The sequence below is a fragment of the Phyllobacterium sp. OV277 genome (assembly GCF_900104355.1).
GTDB lineage: Bacteria > Pseudomonadota > Alphaproteobacteria > Rhizobiales > Rhizobiaceae > Phyllobacterium.
The window spans coordinates 1-24,267 of the sequence record NZ_FNIY01000006.1; the positions used below are offsets into that span (position 1 = coordinate 1).

Consider the following 24,267-nt stretch of genomic DNA (forward strand, 5'->3'; position numbering starts at 1 on the left):
CCGATCCTGTCAAAACCCATCCGCCCGGCCGAACTGCGCTCAACCATTCTGGCGCTGAAACTTCAGGCGGAACAACAACCCGTCCACGCATGATCCGCTAATTCAGGCTCCTTTGAAAAGCTGAGCTTCTATCGCGGTCTTGTCCAATATCGACCAGACCGATACGATTTTTGAGCTTTTAAACTGGTAGAACACGTTTTCCGCGAACGATATCTTGCGTCCGTTGACGCTCAAGCCGAGGAATTCGGCTTTTGGAGAGCATTCGAAGGCAAGGCGTGCAGCGACGTTTGGAGGTTCGCAGACCAGAAGTTGAATGTTGAAGTGGAGGTCGGGAATGTCCTCGAAGTCCTTCACCAGCATGTCGCGATAGCCGGATAGCTTTAACAATCGACCATTATGCTCGACATCGGAATCGACATGCCGCCCGAGATTGTTCCAGTCCTGCCGGTTTAGACAATCAATATAGGCGCGATAGAGCTGAGAAAGAGGCATGGAAATCTCCGGTTGCAGCTGCCAATTATTGAAAATGCATCCTCGATGCCGATCAACGTATCACAGTACATTTTACCAAGGGACCGTACGGGGCAATCGTTACTGTCGTGTCTGGGTATCCGAAACCAACGCGGATCGAATGCAATTGGTAGCACCCGTGCCATATTTGTCCCTGGCTGCGAGCAGGTGCAAGCTGCCATCCATAGGGTAGAACAAATTTTTTCAATGAATGTCGGATTGAGGGATTCTCAAACGTCCTTTGCAAGTTAATGGATCAAAGGAGGTTGCAATGACCATTCGCACGCGCATTTCGCCGAATCTTTGGTTTGATTTCAATGCGAAAGAAGCGGTAGATTTCTACGTTTCAATTTTTCCCAATTCTAAAGTGTTGCGCATGTCGCATTATCTGAAGGACAGTCCGGGGCCGGAAGGCGAAATCATGACTATTGAGTTTCAACTCGATGGTTTGGTCTTCACGGCCATCAACGGTGGACCCCAATTCAAATTCAACGAGTCCGTGTCATTCCTGATCGAGTGCACGGATCAGGCTGAGGTCGATCGCTATTGGGATGCTCTCCTTGCAGGCGGCGGCGAGCCGAGTGTTTGCGGTTGGCTAAAGGATCGCTTCGGTTTGTCGTGGCAGGTCAATTGGTCACCGATGATAGATATGCTGCTCGATGCCGACAAACAGAAAGCCGGGCGCGCAATGCAGGCGATGCTCAAGATGCGCAAGCTCGATGTTGCGACCCTGCAGAAGGCCTATGCCGGGGACTAAGGCGAGGTATCACGGATGCCCCACTGTGTTCAGAGATGGTGGGGCATCGCCGTAGTTTTTGATAGGGCGGAAGACTGAGAGGCAGACAAATGGCAAGCTCTAAGAATCCACATCACAAAGGACATCGGCTTTAGATCCGGCTGGATTGTTCCAGGTCAATTGGCCGAGCGTCTTCCGTGCGACGTATATCGACAAGAGCGCACCATGCTTGTTTGCAATATGTATCCGTGGGACCCCGTTTTCCGACACTGTGCGAACAGTCCATTGGGGGTCCTTCAAATCCTCAAAAAGTGTAATCGCCGGACCCGCAAGTTGGGTCAACGTCGCATTGCCCTTACCATCGAACGAAAACTCAAGGCGATTACCGCCCTCCCAGCATTTCAAGGTGTGAACTGGGTTCTTCGTTTGCGCGAGCGTAGGGCCTATCGTTCCGAACGCGACGGCCAGTATGAGCGTGACCGGCAAAGTGGTCTGCATTCTCATATTGCGCTCCTCATTGAGGTGAAAACGAGAAGAAAACCCGGACTATCAGCAGCGCTGCAACCTGAGTTCAGGCCGAGCCATCATCCAGAAATACGTCGTCCGAGCCGGTCTGGGCAACGCCGCCACAATCAATAGCATCACCTATGCGGCCTGCCGGTCTGCCATTGATGAATACCGTTGGTGAGCCCACCGCCAATGCCCGGCCATGGGATGGCGCTGGACATGACGGACACCCGTGCGGCGCATAGGCATCACCAACGCGCACTGCATTCTTGCCGTTGATAATAACATCAGGGCTACCCTCAATCGCATTGGTCGGAGGGAAATGGCAATCATGGCCGGAACCGATGTCATCTAAACGGGCTTGTGCTGGCATTCTGTTTCCATCGCATGACGTGAGCTGGAGTGGAAGGCGTGAGTAGGAATACAATGCTCAACAAATATTTGACAGAGTGTTGGATCAACATTGTAAATCGTTATAATCACTTCCTATTCGGTTGTAAGAGCCCTTGATTGGATCATTTTTTGAAGGACTTGCGGCGCATGTTGAAGCTTTTCGTCCGGCACATCAACAATTAGCCCTTCAGCTCTTGCCGCGAGGAGTAACGCAACGCCAGCGGTATCCTTTCCCAAGGCAATAAGCGTTGAGAGCTTGTTCTCCGGCAGTAATTCGGGATTCAAGAGTAGTGCTGCAAAATCAGCGGCAGGTTCAATGGCTGACTCTGCACCAATACGTCGCCAAATATCAAGAACTTGATCCAGCGTCGACCCTTTACACCAGGACAGTGCAGCGCAAGATATTGGCGTCCAACCAGCTCCGTTTGCCAATTGTTGCCATCTTTCAGCGGAGAATTCTTTAAGCCGCGCCGCTACGCCGTGATAGCGATCCAATGTCTCAAACATTCGCCCTTGTTTAGCTGTCCGAAACATAACAGCGTACGTGTTAGGCCAAAATTTTCCGCAAGCGTTAAGCTCTATCCAAATCATAATGGGTGAATAGCCGCCAGCTAACTCAGCCAAAAGTGGGAGGCTTTCATTGGAGGGTTGTTCATGAGCCATAGCGGAACCTATTTAAACAAATGTTGTTGATCGAATGGTACCCACGGCAGATAAGGGTTCGTGGTTGCAGACCGTGCTCCGTCGTAAAACTGCTTATTCATCTCAACAACGCGTTGCAACGCATACTGGCTGTCGGGATAGCCATATTTTTGCGGGTTTGCGATCATGTCTTCCGTTATATTGTTGATGATGCGATCCTGTTGCTGCAAACGCTCCAACTGTTTTTCATAAGCGTATTCTTTGGATTTCCATTGCTGAAAAAAGGGATGGACGTTGTACGTCTGAAATGGGTACTCCTCCTTCTTTGAGTAGGCCAATTCCGCCCATAGCGAAAAGAATTTTTCAACTCTCCATACTCCCCACAAAGATCCCAACGATGCCGAAACCAGTGTAGCGTCATTCGTAATGTTGAAAGCAGTCGCCTCTTTGAACAGGTTTCTTGCATCCGCCAAATAATAACTCGCTCCACCAATCAGGACATCCACAGCAACACCGGACACGACGCCCATCGTTCCGCCCAAATCATTCGAAGAGAATGGGGTCAATGCGTTGAAAGTACTGACATTACTCGCCAGCAGTTTATAAATGTGATGTGCCGACTTAATATCCTCGAGAGAAGTCGACCAGTTATACGCATCATTGACATCTTTTGCTTTTTCAATGCGTTCCAACATTTCTGAAGGGAGTTTGGTGGATTTACCTCCACCTCGCTCCAGCTTTTTCGCAGCATTGGACAGACCAAATTGTGCTGTGAGACCTCCACCGATCAACGATGCGCTGAATGCGACAAGATTCTCTCTTCCGAAGAAAAGAAAGGTATGTGCACCAATCCCAAGTGACATGCCGGAATGGTAACCGATCATCCAACTTTCAGACTTTGTGTTGGCAAAGCCCGCCCATGAGTCAGGATTATTGAGATCGTTGCCGTAAGGAAACTTGCTCATGATTTTCACCGATATAGATTGGGTTGGCGATGTATGGTTTTAAACTGCGCCGTTACAAAAGCCGATTTTGCGTTCAGGTTTTGCGATGTCTGGAGCTTCATTTGAACGGTTCAAATGGCTTGTCACCGCTATTGTATTTCAGCGCCGGTTCAAGCAGGCAATATAGGTTAGATTTGAATATGACGGCGATCGGGTAGCAAGCTTTATTATTGCTCGATGAGCATTTCTGAAGTCCCTCAAGAATATCAAGGCCCCGACATTTCTCCGTATCGCAATAACTCTGGCTAAATGTGGAAAAATCACTGGCGACATAAAATACGGTCGTGCGTCCATATATGCTTGGGTTTCCGATTTTGTCCGTCAGCTTCTTATAAGCAGATCGCACCTCTTCCACCGTCCCGCCATAAAACTTCTGAGGCGAAGTCTGCATAAAATCGAACTTCTCGATTTGCGAATTGCACGTGGACGCTTGGGCGATCGGAGCAATAAGTAAATTTGCAAGTGTAATAAGCAGTATGATTTTCATTTGAATTATCCAATCAGTTCAGACTGATTTTTGCGCTGTTCGCAATTATCTGTTTCTCTCCATTGATCTCGATTTCTTCGAAATCCATAAACAGCCTTTTACCGGTAAGGATCATAGTTCCGTCCTTGTGCATCAGTATTTGCGCCTTACCGCAGCGAACATGGAGTTCCCCCCCGCTATGCATCGTTGTTGTGTTTTGCGAACTAAATGACATTGTGTCATTACTCATGAGATTAATACGGGTACCAGCATTGACGCTGTAAGACATTGCCACGTTCGTTGCCATCCCTCCACCAGCGTTGATCGCATTAAACAGACCAACCGTTTCAGTCTTATTCTTCTCTACCGTCACCGACATGTTTCCTTCCCCAGGATTGAGGATGCCTGGAAAACCCAGATTTTTGGCTGCTTCTCCGATACCCTGCGTCAAGGAGGCCAAAACCTTGTTCACGATCCGCCCGATGCCTGACGGGCCAACGCTGAGTGATAGATTTCCACCAATCACCTCGTCCTTATTATTCCCAACCTCTATTTGCCTGTTGTGACCAATGTGTTGGACGTCATTGTTATCTATTGCTTGAGTTTTATTGTTGAGAATCTTGGTGTTCATGTCCTTTTGAGCGTGAATGTATATCTCTTCTTGTCCCTTCTCATCTTCAAAGGTCAATTCGTTGAACTGTTTAACATCCTTGCCTTTATGCGTATTAGTTCGGAACACGCTCTTGGTTTTGTTATGAGGCAATGGATACGGCACTTTTGTGCTCGGATTAGGCACGATGCCTGTGACGACGGGTCGGTCCGGGTCACCTTCGAGATAGGTGACCATCACTTCCATGCCAATGCGCGGGATGACCTGCGCGCCGAAACCGCCGCCTGCCCAGGATTGCATCACCCGAATCCAGCAAGTGTCGGAACCATCTTTCTTGGCGCGGTTGCGCTGCCATGGGAACCAGACTTTGATGCGTCCATATTCATCCGGATGGATTTCTTCGCCCGGCGGTCCGGCGACGATGGCTACTTGCGAGCCATCAATGCGCGGAGTGGTGGTATGGCGATGCGGTGTTGCCGGTAATCGGCTGGGAAGGGCTATGAACGAATTGGCGTATTCCAGCTTGCCATCGCCCGTCTCGTAGGATGAATCAACGATCTGGTGGACAATTGCGGTGACAACATATTCTTCGTGCTGGTGATCCGCATGCGCCACCTCGTAAGGCTTGAATCGCCGACCCGCGGCCAGCGTTCTGACCGTCGATGATCCTTCGATCTGCTCATGACCCGCTTCCACCGCCTGCATACGCAGTCTGGAAGCCTGATCATTGGCCGATTGATCCATCGCCTTTGACGGATAGTGGAACAGCTCATATTCGGCATTCTTTGGCAGCGAGACAAGCGAGGGCGTCGTTGCACCCTGCGGTCCTTGCGGCTTTTCAAAGTTCCAGTCGCCGCCCGCACGTTTTCCCGGCGTGAACTGATAATTGCGTGCAAATTCGCTGATGTGGTTTCTGTCCGTGGAACCTGCTGCAAACCTGACATCGGTATCAGGACCCTTCGTATAGCCGAAGGGATGGCTTGCCACATGCAGCGTATGCTGGCCCTCCTCATGTTCGAACCAGTAGAACAGGCCGTCGGCTTCGAGCCGCCGGGTCAGATAGGCAAGATCAGTTTCGTTCCATTGCACGGAGTAGTGCATCGGAGCGGGCGGCGTAACAACACCGCCTGTCACCGCAGCCTTGATGCCGTGTTCGCTCAGAAGCGTTTCCACGATCTGCACCGTGGTCATATCCATGAAGATGCGGCAGTCGGAGCGTTGCGACAGCAGCCACAATTGCGGGCGGATGATCAGGCTATAGGAGCGCAGACCACGCGAGACGGGCGGGCCTTCCTTCAATCCCGTGACAAGACCATTCCACGGTCGGCGCTGGCCATAGGCGATTTCCAGCGACAGATCGACAAGCGTTCCGACAAGCTCTTCCGGCTTGATGTCAGTGCGCTTGGATTTGACGTCCACCGCGATCTCGAACAGGCCGTTGATTTCCTCGCGGATATCCATTTTCTCGGCCAGAAGAACGTCCGTCCCCAGCGACGTTGAGATGCGAAGAATGCGGTCGGCTTGAATCAAGCCGGCGTCGGTGAAGTCAAATTCCATTCATTCCTCAACTGTAATTGGTCTCGAACCTACAACCTTTGATTGTTTTTAAGTTGCTTGAAAAGCGGCGTCGAGTGTTTATTCGCCTATAGTGCATTATTGCACAAGGATAAGCCTTCTATTCTTCAATAATCGCCAGATGAATTCAGTATCATTTTGAACAAATGCTGTTTTGGATTTGGGTGTCTTCCGCCGCGGCCATCTTGAAACCGACAATCCAATTGCTTGAACCAGATCGTTAATCGCCATATGTGAAGGGGATCGCAGCTGTTGCCGCCCTTATTACCGGAGTATCGATGTCAGACAATATAAACCGTTTTCTGGGAGACACGCCCGGCCGCATCTTGCTCAAGCTCGTTGTCATCTCGCTTTTTGTTGGTGTGGTCATGAGTGCGTTCAACTGGTCGCCGCTCGATATTCTCTATGGCTTTGAGAACTTTGCCCGGCGTATCTGGAATCTTGGCTTTGGCGCCATTGAGCGTTTCGCTGACTATTTCTTGCTTGGTGCCGTCGTGGTCATTCCCTGTTTCATCATCCTGCGGTTGTTAAGCTTTCGACGCTGATCTCAAAAACATCTCTCTGGCCTGAATGAGCCACAATTGCTGGGTATCGGCAGGGTGTCTCATTCAGGAATTGCCTATGCCAGCTTCAGAATCTTATTTGTCACGCCGCAGCTTTCTTGGTTTTGCAACCGTCTCGGCACTGTTGCCGCTGGCAGCGTGCCAGACGGTGACGAGTCCGCCCGGAAAGAAAGAAGGCGTTTCGTCGTCAGCTGCCTCTCTCGTTCAGAATATACGGTCTTCAAATGGCCTTGCTGGTTTGACTGCGGATTCCACGCTGGAAAAAGCGGCCTTGCAGCAAGCAGGTTTTATGGCGAGCGCAGGCCGGATGTCGCATACGACAGGCTGGGGCCGTGATTTTGCTACTCGGGTGCGGAATAATGAAATTCATGGTCTTGCTGCAGAAAATATTGCAGTAGGCCGCATGGAACTAGACCGGCTCTTTGCCATGTGGATGGCTTCGCCGCCACATCGTCGTAATATGCTTGATCAAAAATTCACCCGGTTTGGTCTTGCCTATTGCGAGGCATCAAGCGGCAGCAGCCAGCGTTATTGGGCGCTCGTTCTCGCAAGCTAATCTTTCGGCTGTAATTGGCCGATAGTGCTGGAAAAGAACCGCGCTCAATGGCATAGAACACCGTCAGCCTTCTGGCCTCTTTCTCCGGTGTTTCAATGTCAACGCAAGTGTCAAATCCTGATGGATCAAAGATTGTTCGCCCGTTCGAGGTGACCAATCGCTTGATGCTGGCGATTACGATTCCGGTGATGCTGGCATCGCTGACAACACCTTTGCTTGGCCTTGTCGACACTGCTGTTATTGGTCAGCTTGGCGATCCGCATTTGCTCGGCGGACTTGCGATCGGCGCACTGGTCTTCGATTTTCTGTTTTCGACTATGAATTTTCTCCGTGCTGGAACGACAGGGCTGGTGGCGCAGGCCATGGGACGCCATGACAATGTCGAGCAACAGGCTGTGTTCTGGCGCGCGATTGGCATTGCAGTGGTTGTCGGCATTGTTTTTATCGCTATCACGCCTCTGGTTCTGACCGGGACGATCAGGTTTATGAACCCGGATTCGGCGGTCGCCAACGCCATGTCGACTTACGTGTCGATCCGGCTTTTTTCTTCGCCGATGGCGCTGGGGAATTTCGTCGTGCTTGGGCTGTTGCTGGGACAGGGAAAGGCGATGCAGGGACTTTACCTGCAATTCCTGCTGAACGGTGTCAATGTCATCATGACCTATTGGCTGGGCCTCGTTCTCGGTTGGGGTGTTGCGGGTATTGCCTGGGGAACAGTTCTCGGCGAAAGCGTGGCGCTTCTGGTCGGTTTGATGATGGTCTACTGGCAGTTTCGCGCGGTACCCAACCCCTCTCTTGCGCGTATCCTCGATATGCATGCCATACGCCGCATGTTTGCGGTCAACCGCGATATCATGTTGCGTTCTTTCTTTCTGCTTATCGCCTATGCCTATTTTACCCGCGCTGGTACCGAAGCGGGTGCAGTGACATTGGCGACGAACGCCGTTTTGATGAATTTTCTGCTGATTTCAGGCTATTTGATCGATGGTGTAACCACGGCCGCGGAGCAGATTTCCGGCCGTGCAGTAGGCGCGCATTATCGCCCGGCCTTTGATCGCGGCATCAAGCTATCATTCCTGTGGGGGCTGGTTCTGGCTTCGCTGATGGCACTTTTCTTCCTGACCTATGGCAACGCCATTGTTGCCCTGCTGATCAAGTCGGCTGATGTTCAGGCCATGGCAGCCCTATACATGCCATGGGCAGCTTTGGCTCCTGTCACCGGCTTGTTGGCCTTCCATATGGACGGCGTCTTCATCGGTGCCACATGGTCGCGCGACATGCGCAACATGATGATCCTGTCACTCCTCGGTTATTTCGCCGCTTATTACGTTCTGCCGCAATTCATGGGCAATCACGGGCTCTGGCTGGCGCTGCATCTTTTCCTTGGATTGCGTGGGCTGTCGCTTCTGGCCATCCTGCCGCGGCGGGCACGGTTGCAGTTCGCCAACTAGATCAATGAGCTGGTCTGCCGTTCAGCGCGATCGAGCGCATGCTGGATCAATCGCTCAACCAGTTCGGGATAGGCGATGCCAGTCGCTCCAAGCGCCTTCGGATACATGCTGATATTGGTGAAGCCAGGTATGGTGTTGACCTCGTTGACAACCATACTCATATCGGGCCGAACAAAGAAATCGACACGGGCCATGCCTTCACAGCCCAAGGCCCGGAATGCCCGGCCCGCCATATCCTGCAACTGCCCTGTGACAGCGTCGGGGAGATTGGCTGGAATAGACAGAGCGGCCCCATCCGCGTCGATATACTTGGCCTCATAGGTATAAAACCCATGGCTTGCCGCCGGAGCGATCTCGCCGGGAACGGAAACAGTCAACGATCCATCGCCATGTTCCAGCACGCCGAATTCAATCTCGCGCGCCTGAACGAATTCTTCTACGATAAGCTTACGGTCGTGCTTGAAGGCCTCTTTAACAGCCGCATCAAAGGCTTCTGCCGTTGCTGCCTTGCCGACACCGACGGATGAGCCTTGCCGGGCTGGTTTGATAAAGACCGGCGTCCCAAGATCGCGCGCTATACCGTCGAAAGAGGCCGTTTCGCCAAACTGGATCGTCACGCCACGCGCGACTGGCAGTCCTGCCTCTTTAAGCAGGCGCTTGGCAATGTCCTTATCCATCGCCGCAGCGGACCCGAGAATACCGCAGCCGACATAGGCCACATCAGCGACTTCGGCCAATCCCTGCACAGAGCCATCTTCACCGTAAAGGCCGTGCAGCACTGGAAACACAATATCGACAGGCGGCAGTTCATGCGGCGCGCCGCTTGCGGGAATAACCAAAAGACGACCTTTACCACCCGGCAGCAGGCTGACTTCTGATCCGGTTGTCGGCACTGCCTTTGGCAGTCCACCATTTTCAAGTTCAACCAGTAGCCATTGTCCGCTGCGTGTGATGCCAATGGGCACTATTTCGTATTTTGACGTATCGATGGCCTTGACGACATTGCTGGCAGAAAGCAGGGAAACCTCGTGTTCGGCTGAACGTCCGCCAAAGAGAACTGCAACCCGTCTTTTGCTTGTCATCACTCTGTTTCCATGTGGTTGGGAATATCGCTGTTCCGTTGGATTGCGGAACAATGGCGAAATTACGCTCGCCGATCAGGCGGGAATATCTTTGCTAGCCCAATCAGCAACATCGCGGTCACGCAGTTCAGCAATGTTGCCCACGCCATCGCGTTTTAGTGCCGCTGACATATCCTTGATAATCTCGGCAGCAAGCCCGGGGCCGCGATAGATCATGCTCGTGTAGAGCTGGACAAGATCAGCGCCCGCGCGGATTTTTGCGATTGCCGTCCTGGCGCTGTCGATGCCACCAACACCGATGATTGGCAGAGCAGGTCCAACACGCTGGCGCATTTTAGCCAGAACAATTGTCGAGCGGGTAAAGATGGGCGCGCCTGAAAGTCCACCAGCCTCGCCTGTGTTTTTCGCGCTGCGCAAACCAGTGCGTGACAGCGTGGTGTTGGAGATGATCAGACCATCAAGCGGATGCAGTCCAACCTCGGCAGCGATATCATCAAGGCTTGCATCAGGCAGATCAGGTGCGATCTTCAGAAATACGGACCGCCTTGCGCCAGACTGAGCGGCAACTTCATCGCGTGCTTCCAGTACCTTGCCGAGCAATTCCTTGAGACTGTCCCGCGCCTGCAGGTCACGCAGACCGGGCGTGTTCGGCGAAGAGATGTTGACGGTGAAGTAACTCGCAAGCGTATGGAATTTGCGGATACCGGCGACATAGTCTGCCACGCGATCAGCCGAATCCTTGTTGGCTCCGATATTGACCCCGACAATTCCCGGATGGTTCTTGCGTGATGAAAGGCGCTGAAATGCAGCCTCATGGCCTTCATTGTTGAAGCCAAGGCGATTGATCACGGCATTGTCTTCAACAAGACGGAAAATGCGCGGCTTTGGATTGCCGGATTGTGCTAGCGGTGTGAGAGTACCGATTTCAGCAAAACCGAAGCCAAGTTTCAATAAAGCATTCGGCACCTCAGCATTCTTGTCGTAACCCGCCGCCATACCCAGTGGATTTGGGAACGTCAGTCCCGCAATCTCGACACGCAAGGCTGGATCACTCGTTGAGGCACAGGAGGGAACGAGTCCCGTTTTCAACGCCTTGATCGACATGCCGTGGGCATCTTCCGGATCGAAAGTGAAGAGAACTTTGCGGCCAATCGACTGGAACAGCCCACTCATGCATCCATCTCCGGGAACTGGTGTTTGCCGCCAGCATCAAGCGGCAGTGGTTTGACCCATAGAACTGCATCCATGGGGAGTGATGCATAGAGATGCGGGAAAAGATCGCCGCCGCGGGAAACTTCATACTTCAAGGCTTCGCCAAGTCGGTCAGCTTCGACTGCAATCAAAAGCAGGTCATCCTGTCCAACAAAGTGTTTGGCAGCCGTTTCCACCGCCTGTGCAGCGGTGGAAAAATGAATATAGCCGTCGGCATGGTCAATCGGTGCGCCATCAAACACACCGGCAGCTTCTGCCGCCTGCCAAAGTCCCCTTGGGGCAATCTTGTAAATCAATTTGCTCATGCGGTTTTACTAGACGCAAAACCGCAATGCGCAAAGAGTAGACTGGCATCGGTAACAGAAATCTCGACCCGAATTCCTATTTTCGGCGTATTATCCGCTCAAGCTCGGTGTTCTGCATTTCGGAGGTCAGTCATGTCACGCACACGAACTCTCTTTGCCGCCGTTACGGCTGTTCCACTTCTGGCTATCGCTGGCTCAACCGGTGTTTTTGCTGAAGACACGATGAGCTACTCGCTGGAAAAGACCGAAACCGGTTATATCAGGCTGAACAACAAAACAGGCGAGACGTCTATCTGTCAGGAAAAATCCGGACAGCTGGTCTGCAAGCTCGCCACAGAAGAGCGCAAGGCCTATGAGGAAGATCTGGCTGATCTGAAAACCCGTGTCGCCAAATTGGAAGACACGGTGGCGAGCATAGGCAAAATTCCTCCGGTGGTTCGCGATGCGCTGCCTTCCGATGAAGAATTTGAAAAAGGCTTGAGCTACATGGAGAAATTCATGCGTCGTTTCATGGGCATCGCCAAGGAATTCGAGAACGATGACAAGGGCTCGAAGGCAGAACCCCAGAAGACCTGAACCGCACGAATTTCCGCATGATTTTCCAGGACTGTTTTCCACGGATAATAGCAAATCCATCCCTCCCGGCATCATTTTGTTCTTGATTTGTTCCAGTAATTATACGACTTTAGTGTTCAATAATTGACGCTGGAGGGACAGGATGAACGAGGGCCCAAGATTGATCGGTGAGATTTCCATCCGGCTTTTTGTGCGCCACGGCGACCAGCAAATGGCCCTGGATTTCTATGAGAATGTGTTTGGTGCGCGGATTGTCGGGCGGCCTTATCTGCACAATGGCGAATTGATTGCCGCTGAAATGCGGATGGGTGCGTCGGTGATCATGATTGTTGGCGCAAATCCGAAACGTGATGCAGATGCTTCAATGGGTGGCCCGCGCTCGGTTCACGCCATTGGTGCGACCCCTGTCATGCTCGACATCCATGTGGATGATGTCGATCGTGTCATGCACCATGCCACATCGGAAGGCGGCCATGTGCGCAATGCCGTTGAAGAACTTGATAATGGTGATCGGGTCGGCGTCCTCACCGATCCGTTCGGCCATTTATGGGTGGTTAAATCACGACGCAAACATCTGGCTGCGTGACGCAAACATCTGCTGTGTGAAGTGGCAGCCGGCCGTGATAAGGGCCGATTGCCATAGGTGCCTAAGAAGTAGCAAACTTCTTGGTTGCTGAGATCAATTCATGAACAATGCCCGGCTCCGTGACCGAGTGACCGGCATCTTCAACAATCCGCAAATCGGCTTCCGGCCAGACCTTTTTCAAATGCCACGCATTCAACAGCGGCGTGCACATGTCATAGCGGCCATGCACCAGAACGCCCGGAATCTCGCGGATCAGATGGGCATTGCGCAGGAGATGATCATCCGTGTCGAAGAAGCCCTTGTTCTGGAAATAGTGGCACTCGATGCGCGCAAACGCGATGGCAAAGTGGTCTCCGGCGAAAGCCTCTTCTCGCGCTGGATCTGGCAAAAGGGAAAGCGCCGAGCCTTCCCAGCGTGCCCACAATTTGGCCGCTGCCAAGCGAACGGCCGGGTCCTCATCGGTAAGGCGTTTGTAATAGGCGGCAATCATATCGCCACGCTCCGCCTCTGGAATATGCTCCTCATAGGCTTCAAAACGATCAGGATAGATGATGCTCGCACCGTTTGAGTAGAACCACTCAATCTCAAAGCGACGGATCATGAAGATGCCGCGCAAGATCAATTCGGTGACGTGTGCCGGATGCGTCTGGGCATAGGCGAGTGCAAGGGTCGAACCCCATGAGCCACCAAAAACCTGCCATTTCTCGATACCGAAATGCTCGCGGATGCGCTCCATATCGGCCACAAGATCCCATGTCGTGTTCTCACGCAATTCAGCATAAGGCGTTGATTTTCCACAACCACGCTGGTCAAACAGAATGATGCGGTAAAGCTCCGGATCATGCAGGCGGCGCATGGTGGGATTAATCCCGCCGCCTGGCCCGCCATGGATCATGATAACCGGTTTACCGTTGGGATTGCCGCATTCCTCCACATGGATACTGTGCAAATCGGACACAGCAAGCATCTGCTCGGAATAGGGCTGGGTCTCGGGGTAAAGAGTATTGGTGATCATGCATCTTTCTTTCGAAGATTGTCCGTAATGTACGTATGATTGCGCGGGATTATGGTTTTGCCAAGTCAATTCATGTGTTTAGCAGACATCAACGGACAAACCGTACGCGTTTAAAACTTTTGTGCGGACTAAATTTGTCTTGATATATCAGGTAAATGCGCTTTAGTCGAAAGCATTAAAATCAATAAATTACAGTTGCTGATATTTTTCGAAATAAGGACTTTTCAATAATGAAATTTAAGTTTGTCATTGTGGACGATCATCCACTTTTCCGCGGCGCATTGAAAGCAGCCCTTGGTATGCAGCCATGGGATGCGGAAATTATTGAGGTGGGCGATCTGGAGAGTGCCAAGAATCTGTTGCTCGACGTATTTGATGTTGATCTGGTGCTTCTTGATCTTGCATTGAACGGGGTGAGTGGCCTGACTGGCTTGATTATCTTGCGCGCGCTGTGCCCGACCATCCCGATTGCAGTTGTTTCGGCAACTGACGATCTGTTCACCGTCCGCGCAGCTCTTGCACTGGGCGCATCGGGCTTTATTTCCAAGTCGTCGACGCCCGATAAAATTGGCCTTGCTGTCAGCAAGATATTTGACGGTGAAATCTGGTCGCCGCCCGCGTGCGACGACGAGAGCTCTCTTGATGCTGAGCATTATGAGTTGATTGCTTGTTTGCGCCGGCTAACGCCACAGCAGGGGCGTGTTCTTGGCATGATGGCTGGCGGCATGCTGAACAAGCAAATCGCCCATGAGCTTAATGTATCGGAGGCGACCATCAAGGCGCATGTGTCGGCTGTTCTGAATAAGCTCGGTGTTGAAAGCCGGACACAGGCAGTCATTCGTTTTTCGCGTTTCAAGTCCGATACAGCGACCTTGAACACTGAACTTGTTGAATTGCAGTAGACCTGAGCGCAATTTAACTGCAGCTATCAGCTAGTTGAAAGTGCGAAAGGAGTGCTCTGAGGGCTGCGGGCTTGACGGGCTTGTTGATAATCGAAACATCGGTGGACATGGCGTGGTGGCGCAATTGGTTGGATCGCTCGGCAGTAACGAGCGCAGCCTTTATCTGGCAATCATAGTGGTTGCGTGCGTATTCAACGAGATCAATACCCGTTGCTTCACCGAGGTTGTAATCCGTAAGGATGACATCCGGCGCTGACGTGTGATTTTGGCAAAAGCTGCTTAAAGCGCCACTGTGGTTCAACACGTCCACTTTGCATCCCCAGCTTTGCAGGAGTGCTTTCATGGCGGAAAGCGAACGCTCATCATCGTCAATATAAAGAATTGCCAGGCCATCCAATGGACGGGAGTGCCGTAGGGCCGGCATCTCTTTGACAAGCGCTGATGCTTTGGTTTCTGACACCGGCATCCGCACCGAGAAAACCGAGCCTTTTCCAAGGTTTGAATGAACCTCGATAGACATGTCGAGAGTCTTGGCTATGCGTTCAACGATCGATAGACCAAGGCCAAGTCCCTCCGATTCCATCATACCCTCGGAGAGCCGGGAGAATTCACGAAAGATGATATTCAGCTTTGATCTGGCAATGCCAATGCCCGTATCAAGAACCTGAACCTCAAGCATTTGGCCCCGGCGGCGCACCCCGACCAGTATCTTGCCTGACTTGCAGTACTTGACCGCGTTCGAAACGAGGTTTTGAAGCAATCGGCGTAAGAGGTTGCGGTCTGTCGCAACGATGGCCGAACTCGCAACAAGTTTGAGTTCAAGACCCTTCTGGCCGGCCGCAGGCAAAAAATCTCCTATCACTTGCTCTAAAAGTGTGTTCAGCGCAAAGACAGAAACAACAGGCTTCACAGCACCCGCATCCAATCGCGAAATGTCCAGCAACGTGTTGAAGATCGACTCTACTGCCTCGAGAGATGAATCGAGGCTGGCCGCCAACGCTCTCTGATGCGAATCGCCCAACTGCTCGGTCAGTGCGGACGCATAAAGACGGGCCGCGCTGAGCGGTTGCAGGATATCGTGCCCCGCATCCACCAGCAAACGTGTCTTGCTGTTATTGGCTTCTTCGGCCCGGCGCTGTGCTTTTGCCAGTTCTTCATTTGCATGGGTAAGCTCTGCCGTCCGTTCGCGAACGCGTGCATCGAGATGTGCATTGGTCTGCCGCAAACTCAAAGCATGGATGAGCGGTCGGTCCCTGCTGTTTTCGCTGTCAGCATGCCGGTCAATTGTCTTGGTACGCACATAATGTGCCAGGAGATATAAAAGTGCGACGAGCGCGCCAGTCCAGCCCACCATGGGCCTCAACCTTCCGTTAAATAGCGGCAAATGCCTTCATGAAAATGGATCGATCTCAAAATGGGAATGCGGGAAAATCTGCGGTAGTGAACGCGTATCTACTTATAAAACAAAACTTTTTGTTAATAATTTAGGAACATCTGTTACTGTCAATCTGTGTTGCACGTCGCATCACTGGGGACTGACAGCTTCCAATTAACACGGAATACTGGAGAGTGGTATATCATGCTAAAGGAATTCAAAGAATTTGCCTTGAAGGGAAACATGGTCGATCTCGCCATTGGTGTGATCATCGGCGGTGCTTTTGGCAAACTGGTTGACTCGATTGTTAACGACATCCTGATGCCGATTATCGGGCTTCTTACAGGTGGCGTAGACTTTTCCAACATGTATATCCAGTTGGCGGGAGCGCCCGCTGCTACACTGGCTGCCGCACGCGCTGCCGGTGCAACGCTTGCTTACGGCAACTTCATCACCCTGGTGATCAACTTCCTGATCATTGCCTGGGTTCTCTTCATGGTGGTGAAAGCCATGAACAGGCTCAAGAAGAAGGAGCCGGTTGCCCCTGAAGCTCCTGCTGCGCCGACCAAGGAAGAAGTATTACTTACTGACATCCGCGATCTGCTCGCCAAACGCTAAGGCGTTTCGCACGTATTTTAAAACCCCGGCCCCGTGCCGGGGTTTTTGTTTATACCTGTCAGTAAGTCGTCAGCAGACTATCAGCGGCGGTGATGGGAACATCACAAATATCCACGTGATTATTAAGTTTCGTTGCGTTACGTCTGGCCTCTGGCATTGGAGAAAATCATATGGGTCTGATCGAACATTTGCGCCACGAAGCCGCTGTCGCTCCCGAAAGCGGCATTGTTGCCGTGATGAACCACGGAAGGCGGCAGGAGGGGGTCATTCCTTTATGGGCGGGCGAAGGCGATCTGCCGACACCGGATTTCATCCGTGATGCTGCAAGTGCTGGTTTGGCCAATGGCGAGACTTTCTACACCTGGCAGGCAGGCATTCCCGAATTGCGGCAGGCGCTGGCTGAATATCACAAGCGCCATTTCAATGTTGATCTGTCTGTAGACCATTTTTATATCACGGGCTCCGGCATGCAATCGATCCAGCTTGCGATTCAGGCCACCGCGGGGGCAGGGGATGAAGTGATCTATCTGTCGCCCGCATGGCCGAATTTTGCCGCCGCAGCCGGTATTGCCGGTGCAACACCGGTTCCTGTCATTCAGGATTTCACCGGAAATGGCTGGACACTTGATCCCCAGAAAATCCGCGACGCAATCACGCCAAAAACAAAGGCGCTGTTCATCAATTCTCCATCAAATCCTTCGGGTTGGACTGCCGATCTCGAAACACTGAAAGAGATATTGCAGATTGCGCGCCAGCACGGTCTGTGGATCGTTGCCGATGAGATCTACACCCATTTTTATTATGGTGCGCAGCGGTCACCGTCTTTCTTTGATGTCATGGACCCGGATGACCGCATTATTTTCGTCAACAGCTTTTCCAAGAACTGGGCCATGACGGGTTGGCGGGTGGGCTGGATGACCGTTCATTCTTCCCTTGGCAAAACTGTAGAGAACCTCATTCAGTATTCAACATCGGGCGTTGCGCAATTCATGCAGCGCGGTGCCGTTGCTGCGCTTGATCATGGTGACGAATTTATCCGAATGCAGGTTGATCGCGCGCACAAGGCCCGCGACATTCTCTGTGCCAAACTTGCGGCCACCGGCAGGGTGCGTTTGTCACCGCCTGCGGGCGCTTTCTATCTGCTCTTCGGTATTGAAGGTGTCACGGATTCATACCGTGCGGCCTTTGATATTGTCGATCAAGCAAAGGTTGGCCTTGCGCCCGGCACAGCTTTTGGGGATGGTGGTGAAGCCTTCCTGCGACTGTGTTTTGCCCGACGAATCGATCAGGTCGAGGAGGCTGCCGATCGCCTCGCAGACTGGATCCGGAAACGTTGAATCGCATACATCTCAATAATACCCAGGCCACCATCCTTTCCCTTTTCATTGCCTCGGCTGGCGCTTTCAGCGCCGGTTTTGTTGGTCTGCCTATCCCATTCCTTCTTGGATCAACGCTCGCGGTTACGGCCGCATCGCTGTCGGGTGTTCGTATTCATTTGCCTGACTGGTTGCGGGTCTTCGTGTTCTTCATGCTGGGCATTCAGGCTGGTTCCGGCGTTTCGCCTGATACGATCAACCAGATGGTGTTGTGGCCGGTGAGTTTTCTCATGCTCTTTGTTGCGCTCGTCGCTGTGACGGGGCTCACCTATCTGATGCTGCGCAAAGGGTTTGGCTGGGATGGGCCCACAGCCCTGTTTTCGTCGCTGCCGGGTGCGCTTTCCTTCGTGCTGGTTGCGGCGATGGGAACGCAAGCCAATATGGTCAAGATCACCGTGGTTCAATGTATCCGGCTTCTGCTGCTAATCGGCTTTCTCGCGCCACTGCTGGCGATCATCGCAAAGAACGCGCCGCATGTTGTTATTGAGATGAATTATAACTGGACGGTGCAGGAGGCACTTATCCTGTTTGTCTGCGGCCTTGGCGGTGCGCTGCTTGGCCACTTCACCCGCGTGCCCGGTGGCATGATGTTGGGGGCTCTGCTGGCGAGCGCCTTGCTGCACGGGGCATCGTTGGTGACAGCCGTCGTGCCGCGCTCCATTGCTGATATCGGATTGATTATTCTGGGTGTTCTGATTGGCTCACGGGTTGGTGCGGAGCATCGCACCCAACTCGTGCGTTATCTGCCCGCGGCTCTCTGTGCGTTCATCATCGGAACCGTCGCATCGTTTCTGGCCGCTTTTGCGGTCTGGTACATTCTGGATATCCATCCTGCACAGATCGCGCTTGCCTTTGCGCCCGGCGCGCTGGAAGCTTTGACTGTGATTGCCTTCTCGCTCGGCGTTGATCCGTCCTATGTGGCATCCCATCACGTAGCGCGGTTCCTGATGATTGCGCTCGCTGTGCCATTTCTCGCCCGCTGGTTGAGCGGTGCCAGTGCAAATAAATAAGCCCGCCATCTCGAACGAAATGACGGGCCTGTTCTAACTTCAGAAAATGGTGTTTCAGCCACCCGCCTTGGATACGGCGAGTGTGACCACGCGTTCGTTTGTTTTGACTGATGGAGTGCTGTCCTTGGCGAAGGGAATGCCAAGAGCAGTCCAGACTTCAACCAGAGCGTCCTTCAATTCAAGCACCAGCTCATCGGAATGGAACGGCGTTGGAGTGATGCGCAAACGTTCGGTTCCGCGCGGGACAGTCGGGTAGTTGATTGGCTGGATATAGATCCCATGAACTTCAAGCAGCCGGTCGCTTGCCATTTTGCACAACTCGGGATCGCCAACATGGATCGGGACGATGTGCGTTTGCGAGTGCATGACAGGCAGGTTTGCCGAAGCCAGAATATCTTTGGTAAGTTGCGACTGACGCTGATGCTGTCTGCGCTCTTCCTGCGATACTTTCAGATGGCGAATCGACTGGGTGGCAGCCGCTGCAATGACCGGGGGTAGGGCCGTGGTGAAAATGAAGCCGGGCGCATAGGAGCGAACCGCATCGATCACCGTCTTGGCTCCAGTAATATAGCCGCCGAGTGTGCCGAAAGCCTTGGCCAGTGTTCCTTCAATAATATCGATACGGTCTGAAAGGCCTTCCTGATCGGTGATGCCGCCGCCACGATTGCCATACATGCCAACTGCGTGGACCTCATCAATATAGGTCATGGCATTGTACTTTTCGGCCAGATCGGCAATCGCTGCAATCGGCGCGATATCGCCATCCATCGAATAAACAGATTCAAACACGATCAGCTTGGCGCGTTCCTTGCCTGCTGCTTTCAACAGGTCTTCAAGGTGCGCCACATCATTGTGACGGAAAATCTTCTTCTCTGCACCGGAGCGACGAACGCCTTCGATCATCGAGGCATGGTTCAACTCATCGGAAAGAATCAGGCAATTGGGCAGAAGCCGTGCGATGGTCGAGATTGACGCTTCGTTGGATACAAAACCTGACGTAAAGACCAGACCGGCTTCCTTGTTGTGAAGGTCGGCCAGTTCGTTTTCAAGCTCTACAAGCGGATGGTTATTACCTGAGATATTACGCGTGCCGCCAGCGCCAGAGCCCATGCGGCTGGATGCATCATGCATGGCAGCGATCACGGATGGATGCTGCCCCATTCCGAGATAATCATTGGAACACCATACGGTGATTTCGCGCGTGGCATCAGCGGTACGCCAAAGCGCGCGCGGAAATTTTCCCACGATCCGTTCCAGATTAGCAAAGACCCGATAACGCTTTTCAGCGTGCAACTGGTCGATCGCGTCTTCGAAAAACCGACGATAGTCCATGTACTGCTCCTGTATCACAAACTTACTACCGTTTTTGCTGCTTAAAATCCATGATGGGAAGGTGGGCAATTTGCCACGCTTGGTAAATGACAGCGTCCAAGTTCAGCATGCCCTATAGTGCCAAGGATTTGCGAAAGACGGACGCCGCCTTTCGGGAAGATGTTCAGTCCGAGGTGTTCCTGCTGCATAAAGTGTTTTGGCTGAAGAATTTTTATGCTGTCGCTTCAAGGCTTTGCACTCTTGCCGAAATACGGCAAGATGAGCGCTGAGAGCTGTATTCATGGTTCAGAGGTTAACAGATGACAGTACTCGTAACCGGCGGTGCCGGATATATTGGCAGCCACATGGTCTGGGAATTATTGGACTCGGGAGAGTCGGTTGTTGTCATCGACCGGCTATCAACCGGATTTGAATGGGCAGTACCGCCGGAAGCCAAACTCATAGTCGGCGACATTGCGGATCAGCACCTTGTCCGTGAAACCATTGAGCGCAATTATGTTGATGCGGTCATTCACTTTGCCGGTTCGGTCGTCGTGCCGGATTCGGTTCGCGACCCGCTCACATATTATGAAAACAACACCTCAAAATCCCGTTCCCTTATCGCAGCGGTCATCAAATCGGATGTGAGGAATTTCATTTTTTCATCAACGGCCGCTGTGTATGGCGATGGTGGTATGGAGCCCGTCACCGAGGATACGACGCTTCAACCGCAATCACCCTATGGTGTTTCCAAACTGATGACCGAATGGATGTTGCGTGACACGGCAGCAGCCCATGATTTCCGTTACACGGCGCTTCGCTATTTCAATGTTGCTGGTGCTGATCCCAAGGGCCGATCCGGCCAATCCACACGAGGGGCGACCCATCTGATCAAGGTTGCTTGTGAAACAGCCCTTGGCAAACGGCCCTATATGGAAATTTACGGCCACGACTTTCCCACGCCCGATGGTACGTGCGTGCGCGATTATATTCATGTGAGTGACCTCGTTGCAGCCCACCGCCTTGCACTGGATCGGTTGCGCACAGGCGCCAGCAGTCTTACCGCCAATTGCGGTTATGGCCGGGGATATTCCGTGCGCGAAGTGATTGAAAGCGTCGAACGAGTGCACGGGGCACCCATTGACGCTCGCCTCACGGATCGCCGTCCAGGGGATGCAGCATCCATCGTCGCTGACAGCGCACGAGCCAGAAAAGATCTGGGTTGGGAACCGCGTCTCGACAATCTCGATGCCATCGTCGAATCGGCCCTGATTTGGGAAAAAGCTCTGGGAAGCCGCAATTCGGGCCGCTAGCTTACTTTTCCCTGGTTTCCTTTTTGAGCGGCAGCATTAGTCGCAACGTCAGGAAGGTGACGAGGGAGATGATAAAAGCCACATCGTAACTCTCCAGGCCAACAGCAACGCCGATGGCACCGGTCGCCCATATACTGGCGGCGGTAGCCGTGCCACGCACTGAATCCTTCATTTGCAGGATCGCGCCGCCGCCGATGAAACCGACACCAGTAATCAATCCTTCGATGATGCGCGCTGTCGCTTCCGGGTGCTCTCCCATGACCCCTTCGGTGCCCTGAATAAAGCCACAGCTGGCAAGTGCGACAAGGGGAAATGTGCGCATGCCTGCACTGCGCTCTTCGATTTCCCGCTCCCATCCGATCGGAAAGGCAAGCACATAGGCAACCGCAAGAGTCAGGACGTGATGAACGATGGGCAAGGAATTAAGGTACTGAAATATTTCGTACAAAACATACCCCATTGGTCGGAGGAAAGGTTGCTTTACAACGCCTGCCGACGCGGACAGTTCCCGATGAGGTAACGACATTTGTCTTTCGGCTGGCCATGCGGCGGAGAGACACATTGTCTTAACAGACATAAGTCTAGAAAAGGGGAACCTTCTTCGCTGGGAAGGTGTTTAAGACCACGAAGTAGCGTTTGGAGTAATGTGATGGACGGCACCAACCGGACCAACGAAAAACAGTTATCAAGAATCCTGCGACGACAGATATCGCAGTCGTCCTATAGGACGGCAATACGTGCTGCCGGTATCTACAAGGTGGAAGACACCGTGCCCGAGAGCTTGCTCGACCAGCTCCGTCGGCTTGATGAAGCCGAACACAAGGCACCGAAGTAGCAGACCACTCATAAGCGGATCGCTCTTCTGTTCGAAAAATCCATTTTATTACATGGGACAAAGAGGTGGATTGGTATCCACCCCTCACCGATTTGATCCTTTAGGCCGCAAGGGCCAAATGGCTGGTTTGTTCCTCTGCCGTCGCAATCGCCTTGGCTGCTGCTTCCGGACCCATGCCAATACCTTCGATGCGAACAACGTCAATGTCCGTCATGCCAAGGAAACCGAGCACGGATTTGAGGTACGGCGTAGCATAATCCATACCTGAAGCGGGTCCTTCCGAATAAACGCCGCCCGAAGCGATCACGAGGTAGACTTTCTTCCCGGTTACAAGGCCCTTGGGGCCGTCTTCGCCATAGCTGAATGTCTTGCCCGCACGGGCGATGTGATCAATCCATGATTTCAGTGTTGAAGAGATGCTGAAATTGATGAAGCCTGTCGAAATTACAATGCTGTCTGCTGCAAAGAGCTCGTCGACAGCCTTATCCGATATGGCAACAGCGCGCTGCTGCTCAAGTGTGCGTGCCTCAACCGGTGTATAAATACCAGCTGTGTATTCCGCGTCGATGTGCGGTAGCGGATGGCTGGCAAGATCGCGGGTGACAATCTGGCTACCGGGCGTTGCCCGCTGCAGCTTGTTTGCAAATTCTGTCGCAACCGCTGTTGAATGCGATGCCGCGCCGCGAGGGCTGGATGTAACGAGAAGAATGGATGACATGATTTATGTACCTTCTAAAAGGATGATTGATTTCGTGCCTGTAATTTGGCCCTCGACATCCATTTAGAAAACTGTGAAAATATCTATCAAACTCATCGAAAAAGTAGATAGATCATGCAGCCGAACCCAACACTCGATCAGCTCCAGGTGTTTCTTGCCGTTGCCGACACTGGCAGTTTCTCTGCCGCTGCCCGGCTCCTTAACCGCTCTCAATCGGTTATCAGCTATACGATTGCCAATCTGGAATCCCAGCTTGAGCTGCAGCTTTTTACCCGCGTGGGAACAAAGCAACCGCGATTGACTGATGCGGGTCTCGCCATGCTTGAGGATGCGCGGCGTATGGCGTCAGCCCTGCAAAGCTTGAGGGCGCGCGCCGAAGGTCTGAAAACGGGCCTCGAAGCGGAAATCTCGATTGCCATTGATGTGTCCGTACCCTCTCCGGTTCTCATCCATGTTTTGAAGGCCTTTCAGCAACAATTTCCGACCGTCAGTCTGCGTCTGCATGTTGGCGCGCTGGGTATGGTGTGGGATCTTGTGTTGAAGAAACAGGCAGATATCGGCATTGGCGGATCACCGCTTCAGCCAAGCGATGACCTGGTGACAATTCGGGTTGGCCTGATGACCATGACACCCGTCGCGGCACCGGATCATCCGCTTGCCCTTTATAAAGGACCAGTTCCCCTATCATTCATCCGTGATCACGTTCAACTCGTCGTCACCGACCTTTCCGAACAGACCAAGGGCCTGAATTTTGGTGTATTTGCCTACAAGACATGGCGATTGACTGATGTCGGCATCAAGCATCAATTGATGATTGCCGGTCTGGGGTGGGGCGGCCTGCCCAAATGGATGATACGCGATGATGTTGCCGAGGGCCGGTTGGTTGAGCTTGATCTCGAACCCTATCCCGAGGGGAGTTATCCGCTTTTTGCGCTTCACATGGCAGACAGGCCCCTTGGGCCCGCCGCTACATGGTGGATCGAACGCTTCAAGCAGGAAATGGATTCGTGCAACTATTGA

The 24,267-nt window shown here is 52.7% G+C and carries 27 protein-coding genes; 13 read left to right on the forward strand and 14 right to left on the reverse strand.

The features are described 5' to 3' along the window. Positions 1–102: 102 nt before the first annotated feature. Positions 103–492: an ester cyclase gene (locus tag BLU05_RS18485; RefSeq protein ID WP_091883222.1), complete on the reverse strand. Its 390-nt coding sequence runs from the start codon at positions 490–492 to the stop codon at positions 103–105. A gap of 289 nt (positions 493–781) precedes the next feature. Between BLU05_RS18485 and BLU05_RS18490 the strand changes: the two genes are divergently transcribed. Next, positions 782–1,267: a VOC family protein gene (locus BLU05_RS18490; protein ID WP_091883225.1), complete on the forward strand. Its 486-nt coding sequence runs from the start codon at positions 782–784 to the stop codon at positions 1,265–1,267. A gap of 550 nt (positions 1,268–1,817) precedes the next feature. Here the strand turns inward: BLU05_RS18490 and BLU05_RS18500 are convergent. From BLU05_RS18500 to tssI, 5 genes are all read right to left on the reverse strand, one after another. Further along, on the reverse strand, positions 1,818–2,126 hold the full coding sequence (locus tag BLU05_RS18500; RefSeq protein ID WP_091883230.1) for a PAAR domain-containing protein: 309 nt from the start codon (positions 2,124–2,126) through the stop codon (positions 1,818–1,820). A 113-nt stretch (positions 2,127–2,239) separates the two neighbouring features. Then, positions 2,240–2,809 carry a hypothetical protein gene (locus BLU05_RS18505; protein ID WP_091883233.1) on the reverse strand — a complete coding sequence of 190 codons (570 nt, stop codon included), beginning with the start codon at positions 2,807–2,809 and terminating at the stop codon, positions 2,240–2,242. 8 nt (positions 2,810–2,817) lie between these two features. Next, positions 2,818–3,753 carry a hypothetical protein gene (locus tag BLU05_RS18510; RefSeq protein WP_091883235.1) on the reverse strand — a complete coding sequence of 312 codons (936 nt, stop codon included), beginning with the start codon at positions 3,751–3,753 and terminating at the stop codon, positions 2,818–2,820. A 97-nt stretch (positions 3,754–3,850) separates the two neighbouring features. Then, entirely contained in the window at positions 3,851–4,279 is a 429-nt protein-coding gene (locus tag BLU05_RS18515; protein ID WP_091883238.1) for a hypothetical protein, read from the reverse strand. A 13-nt stretch (positions 4,280–4,292) separates the two neighbouring features. Then, a complete protein-coding gene (gene tssI, locus BLU05_RS18520; protein ID WP_091883239.1) occupies positions 4,293–6,425 on the reverse strand; it encodes a type VI secretion system Vgr family protein in 2,133 nt (710 codons plus the stop codon). Between the two features lie 296 nt (positions 6,426–6,721). Here tssI and BLU05_RS18525 point away from each other — a divergent pair, with 296 nt between their 5' ends. The 3 genes from BLU05_RS18525 to BLU05_RS18535 all read left to right on the forward strand — a co-directional run bounded on the left by BLU05_RS18525 (position 6,722) and on the right by BLU05_RS18535 (position 9,013). After that, positions 6,722–6,988, forward strand: a complete 267-nt coding sequence (locus BLU05_RS18525; protein ID WP_091883242.1) for a DUF6460 domain-containing protein — start codon at positions 6,722–6,724, stop codon at positions 6,986–6,988. 76 nt (positions 6,989–7,064) lie between these two features. Beyond that, on the forward strand, positions 7,065–7,562 hold the full coding sequence (locus BLU05_RS18530; RefSeq protein WP_091883245.1) for a CAP domain-containing protein: 498 nt from the start codon (positions 7,065–7,067) through the stop codon (positions 7,560–7,562). Between the two features lie 95 nt (positions 7,563–7,657). Next, positions 7,658–9,013: an MATE family efflux transporter gene (locus BLU05_RS18535; protein WP_091883247.1), complete on the forward strand. Its 1,356-nt coding sequence runs from the start codon at positions 7,658–7,660 to the stop codon at positions 9,011–9,013. On the opposite strand, the gene BLU05_RS18540 is transcribed toward BLU05_RS18535, so the two are convergent. The 3 genes from BLU05_RS18540 to BLU05_RS18550 form a co-directional block, all read right to left on the reverse strand. Next, entirely contained in the window at positions 9,010–10,095 is a 1,086-nt protein-coding gene (locus BLU05_RS18540; protein WP_091883250.1) for a D-alanine--D-alanine ligase family protein, read from the reverse strand. The two genes, BLU05_RS18535 and BLU05_RS18540, sit on opposite strands and share 4 nt — an antisense overlap. Positions 10,096–10,170: 75 nt before the next feature. Then, positions 10,171–11,268: a quinone-dependent dihydroorotate dehydrogenase gene (locus tag BLU05_RS18545; protein WP_091883252.1), complete on the reverse strand. Its 1,098-nt coding sequence runs from the start codon at positions 11,266–11,268 to the stop codon at positions 10,171–10,173. Next, entirely contained in the window at positions 11,265–11,612 is a 348-nt protein-coding gene (locus tag BLU05_RS18550) for a DUF952 domain-containing protein (RefSeq protein WP_091883254.1), read from the reverse strand. The genes BLU05_RS18545 and BLU05_RS18550 overlap by 4 nt, the downstream gene beginning before the upstream one ends. Before the next feature lie 132 nt (positions 11,613–11,744). On the opposite strand from BLU05_RS18550, the gene BLU05_RS18555 reads away from it, so the two are divergent. Further along, positions 11,745–12,188, forward strand: a complete 444-nt coding sequence (locus tag BLU05_RS18555; protein WP_091883256.1) for a hypothetical protein — start codon at positions 11,745–11,747, stop codon at positions 12,186–12,188. A 142-nt stretch (positions 12,189–12,330) separates the two neighbouring features. After that, positions 12,331–12,774, forward strand: coding sequence for a VOC family protein (locus BLU05_RS18560; protein WP_091883259.1), 444 nt, complete (start codon positions 12,331–12,333; stop codon positions 12,772–12,774). 61 nt (positions 12,775–12,835) lie between these two features. Here BLU05_RS18560 and pip read toward each other — a convergent pair whose 3' ends face one another. Then, positions 12,836–13,789 (reverse strand): prolyl aminopeptidase, encoded by a 954-nt coding sequence (pip, locus tag BLU05_RS18565; RefSeq protein WP_091883262.1) that lies wholly within the window; start codon positions 13,787–13,789, stop codon positions 12,836–12,838. Between the two features lie 230 nt (positions 13,790–14,019). On the opposite strand from pip, the gene BLU05_RS18570 reads away from it, so the two are divergent. Beyond that, complete coding sequence (locus BLU05_RS18570) at positions 14,020–14,691, forward strand: response regulator transcription factor (protein WP_091883264.1); 672 nt, start codon at positions 14,020–14,022, stop codon at positions 14,689–14,691. Positions 14,692–14,704: 13 nt separating this feature from the next. Here the strand turns inward: BLU05_RS18570 and BLU05_RS18575 are convergent, their stop codons facing one another. Beyond that, a complete protein-coding gene (locus BLU05_RS18575) occupies positions 14,705–16,045 on the reverse strand; it encodes an ATP-binding response regulator (protein WP_091883266.1) in 1,341 nt (446 codons plus the stop codon). A gap of 225 nt (positions 16,046–16,270) precedes the next feature. On the opposite strand from BLU05_RS18575, the gene mscL reads away from it, so the two are divergent. From mscL to BLU05_RS18590, 3 genes are all read left to right on the forward strand, one after another. Beyond that, positions 16,271–16,684, forward strand: a complete 414-nt coding sequence (mscL, locus tag BLU05_RS18580; protein ID WP_091883269.1) for a large conductance mechanosensitive channel protein MscL — start codon at positions 16,271–16,273, stop codon at positions 16,682–16,684. A 170-nt stretch (positions 16,685–16,854) separates the two neighbouring features. Next, the gene (locus tag BLU05_RS18585; protein ID WP_091883271.1) at positions 16,855–18,021 is read left to right on the forward strand and encodes a pyridoxal phosphate-dependent aminotransferase; all 1,167 of its coding nucleotides are present in this window, start codon (positions 16,855–16,857) and stop codon (positions 18,019–18,021) included. After that, positions 18,018–19,070: an AbrB family transcriptional regulator gene (locus tag BLU05_RS18590; RefSeq protein WP_091883274.1), complete on the forward strand. Its 1,053-nt coding sequence runs from the start codon at positions 18,018–18,020 to the stop codon at positions 19,068–19,070. Before BLU05_RS18585 ends, BLU05_RS18590 begins: the two co-directional genes overlap by 4 nt. A 54-nt stretch (positions 19,071–19,124) precedes the next feature. On the opposite strand, the gene hemA is transcribed toward BLU05_RS18590, so the two are convergent. Further along, positions 19,125–20,402, reverse strand: a complete 1,278-nt coding sequence (gene hemA, locus BLU05_RS18595; RefSeq protein WP_091883277.1) for a 5-aminolevulinate synthase — start codon at positions 20,400–20,402, stop codon at positions 19,125–19,127. A 299-nt stretch (positions 20,403–20,701) separates the two neighbouring features. On the opposite strand from hemA, the gene galE reads away from it, so the two are divergent. Further along, positions 20,702–21,694, forward strand: coding sequence for a UDP-glucose 4-epimerase GalE (galE, locus tag BLU05_RS18605; protein ID WP_091883282.1), 993 nt, complete (start codon positions 20,702–20,704; stop codon positions 21,692–21,694). A 1-nt stretch (position 21,695) separates the two neighbouring features. On the opposite strand, the gene BLU05_RS18610 is transcribed toward galE, so the two are convergent. After that, positions 21,696–22,142, reverse strand: coding sequence for an MgtC/SapB family protein (locus BLU05_RS18610; RefSeq protein WP_244518425.1), 447 nt, complete (start codon positions 22,140–22,142; stop codon positions 21,696–21,698). 201 nt (positions 22,143–22,343) lie between these two features. On the opposite strand from BLU05_RS18610, the gene BLU05_RS18615 reads away from it, so the two are divergent. Further along, the gene (locus BLU05_RS18615) at positions 22,344–22,529 is read left to right on the forward strand and encodes a hypothetical protein (RefSeq protein WP_091883287.1); all 186 of its coding nucleotides are present in this window, start codon (positions 22,344–22,346) and stop codon (positions 22,527–22,529) included. A gap of 100 nt (positions 22,530–22,629) precedes the next feature. Here BLU05_RS18615 and BLU05_RS18620 read toward each other — a convergent pair whose 3' ends face one another. Continuing rightward, a complete protein-coding gene (locus tag BLU05_RS18620) occupies positions 22,630–23,247 on the reverse strand; it encodes an FMN-dependent NADH-azoreductase (protein ID WP_091883289.1) in 618 nt (205 codons plus the stop codon). Between the two features lie 114 nt (positions 23,248–23,361). Between BLU05_RS18620 and BLU05_RS18625 the strand changes: the two genes are divergently transcribed. Further along, on the forward strand, positions 23,362–24,267 hold the full coding sequence (locus tag BLU05_RS18625) for a LysR family transcriptional regulator (protein WP_091883292.1): 906 nt from the start codon (positions 23,362–23,364) through the stop codon (positions 24,265–24,267).

Coding starts and splice junctions, on each gene's coding strand:
- BLU05_RS18485 (WP_091883222.1), bottom strand. CDS start 492: ATGCCTCTTTCTCAGCTCTATCGCGCCTATATTGATTGTCTAAACCGG.
- BLU05_RS18490 (WP_091883225.1), top strand. CDS start 782: ATGACCATTCGCACGCGCATTTCGCCGAATCTTTGGTTTGATTTCAAT.
- BLU05_RS18500 (WP_091883230.1), bottom strand. CDS start 2,126: ATGCCAGCACAAGCCCGTTTAGATGACATCGGTTCCGGCCATGATTGC.
- BLU05_RS18505 (WP_091883233.1), bottom strand. CDS start 2,809: ATGGCTCATGAACAACCCTCCAATGAAAGCCTCCCACTTTTGGCTGAG.
- BLU05_RS18510 (WP_091883235.1), bottom strand. CDS start 3,753: ATGAGCAAGTTTCCTTACGGCAACGATCTCAATAATCCTGACTCATGG.
- BLU05_RS18515 (WP_091883238.1), bottom strand. CDS start 4,279: ATGAAAATCATACTGCTTATTACACTTGCAAATTTACTTATTGCTCCG.
- tssI (WP_091883239.1), bottom strand. CDS start 6,425: ATGGAATTTGACTTCACCGACGCCGGCTTGATTCAAGCCGACCGCATT.
- BLU05_RS18525 (WP_091883242.1), top strand. CDS start 6,722: ATGTCAGACAATATAAACCGTTTTCTGGGAGACACGCCCGGCCGCATC.
- BLU05_RS18530 (WP_091883245.1), top strand. CDS start 7,065: ATGCCAGCTTCAGAATCTTATTTGTCACGCCGCAGCTTTCTTGGTTTT.
- BLU05_RS18535 (WP_091883247.1), top strand. CDS start 7,658: ATGTCAACGCAAGTGTCAAATCCTGATGGATCAAAGATTGTTCGCCCG.
- BLU05_RS18540 (WP_091883250.1), bottom strand. CDS start 10,095: ATGACAAGCAAAAGACGGGTTGCAGTTCTCTTTGGCGGACGTTCAGCC.
- BLU05_RS18545 (WP_091883252.1), bottom strand. CDS start 11,268: ATGAGTGGGCTGTTCCAGTCGATTGGCCGCAAAGTTCTCTTCACTTTC.
- BLU05_RS18550 (WP_091883254.1), bottom strand. CDS start 11,612: ATGAGCAAATTGATTTACAAGATTGCCCCAAGGGGACTTTGGCAGGCG.
- BLU05_RS18555 (WP_091883256.1), top strand. CDS start 11,745: ATGTCACGCACACGAACTCTCTTTGCCGCCGTTACGGCTGTTCCACTT.
- BLU05_RS18560 (WP_091883259.1), top strand. CDS start 12,331: ATGAACGAGGGCCCAAGATTGATCGGTGAGATTTCCATCCGGCTTTTT.
- pip (WP_091883262.1), bottom strand. CDS start 13,789: ATGATCACCAATACTCTTTACCCCGAGACCCAGCCCTATTCCGAGCAG.
- BLU05_RS18570 (WP_091883264.1), top strand. CDS start 14,020: ATGAAATTTAAGTTTGTCATTGTGGACGATCATCCACTTTTCCGCGGC.
- BLU05_RS18575 (WP_091883266.1), bottom strand. CDS start 16,045: ATGGTGGGCTGGACTGGCGCGCTCGTCGCACTTTTATATCTCCTGGCA.
- mscL (WP_091883269.1), top strand. CDS start 16,271: ATGCTAAAGGAATTCAAAGAATTTGCCTTGAAGGGAAACATGGTCGAT.
- BLU05_RS18585 (WP_091883271.1), top strand. CDS start 16,855: ATGGGTCTGATCGAACATTTGCGCCACGAAGCCGCTGTCGCTCCCGAA.
- hemA (WP_091883277.1), bottom strand. CDS start 20,402: ATGGACTATCGTCGGTTTTTCGAAGACGCGATCGACCAGTTGCACGCT.
- galE (WP_091883282.1), top strand. CDS start 20,702: ATGACAGTACTCGTAACCGGCGGTGCCGGATATATTGGCAGCCACATG.
- BLU05_RS18615 (WP_091883287.1), top strand. CDS start 22,344: ATGGACGGCACCAACCGGACCAACGAAAAACAGTTATCAAGAATCCTG.
- BLU05_RS18620 (WP_091883289.1), bottom strand. CDS start 23,247: ATGTCATCCATTCTTCTCGTTACATCCAGCCCTCGCGGCGCGGCATCG.
- BLU05_RS18625 (WP_091883292.1), top strand. CDS start 23,362: ATGCAGCCGAACCCAACACTCGATCAGCTCCAGGTGTTTCTTGCCGTT.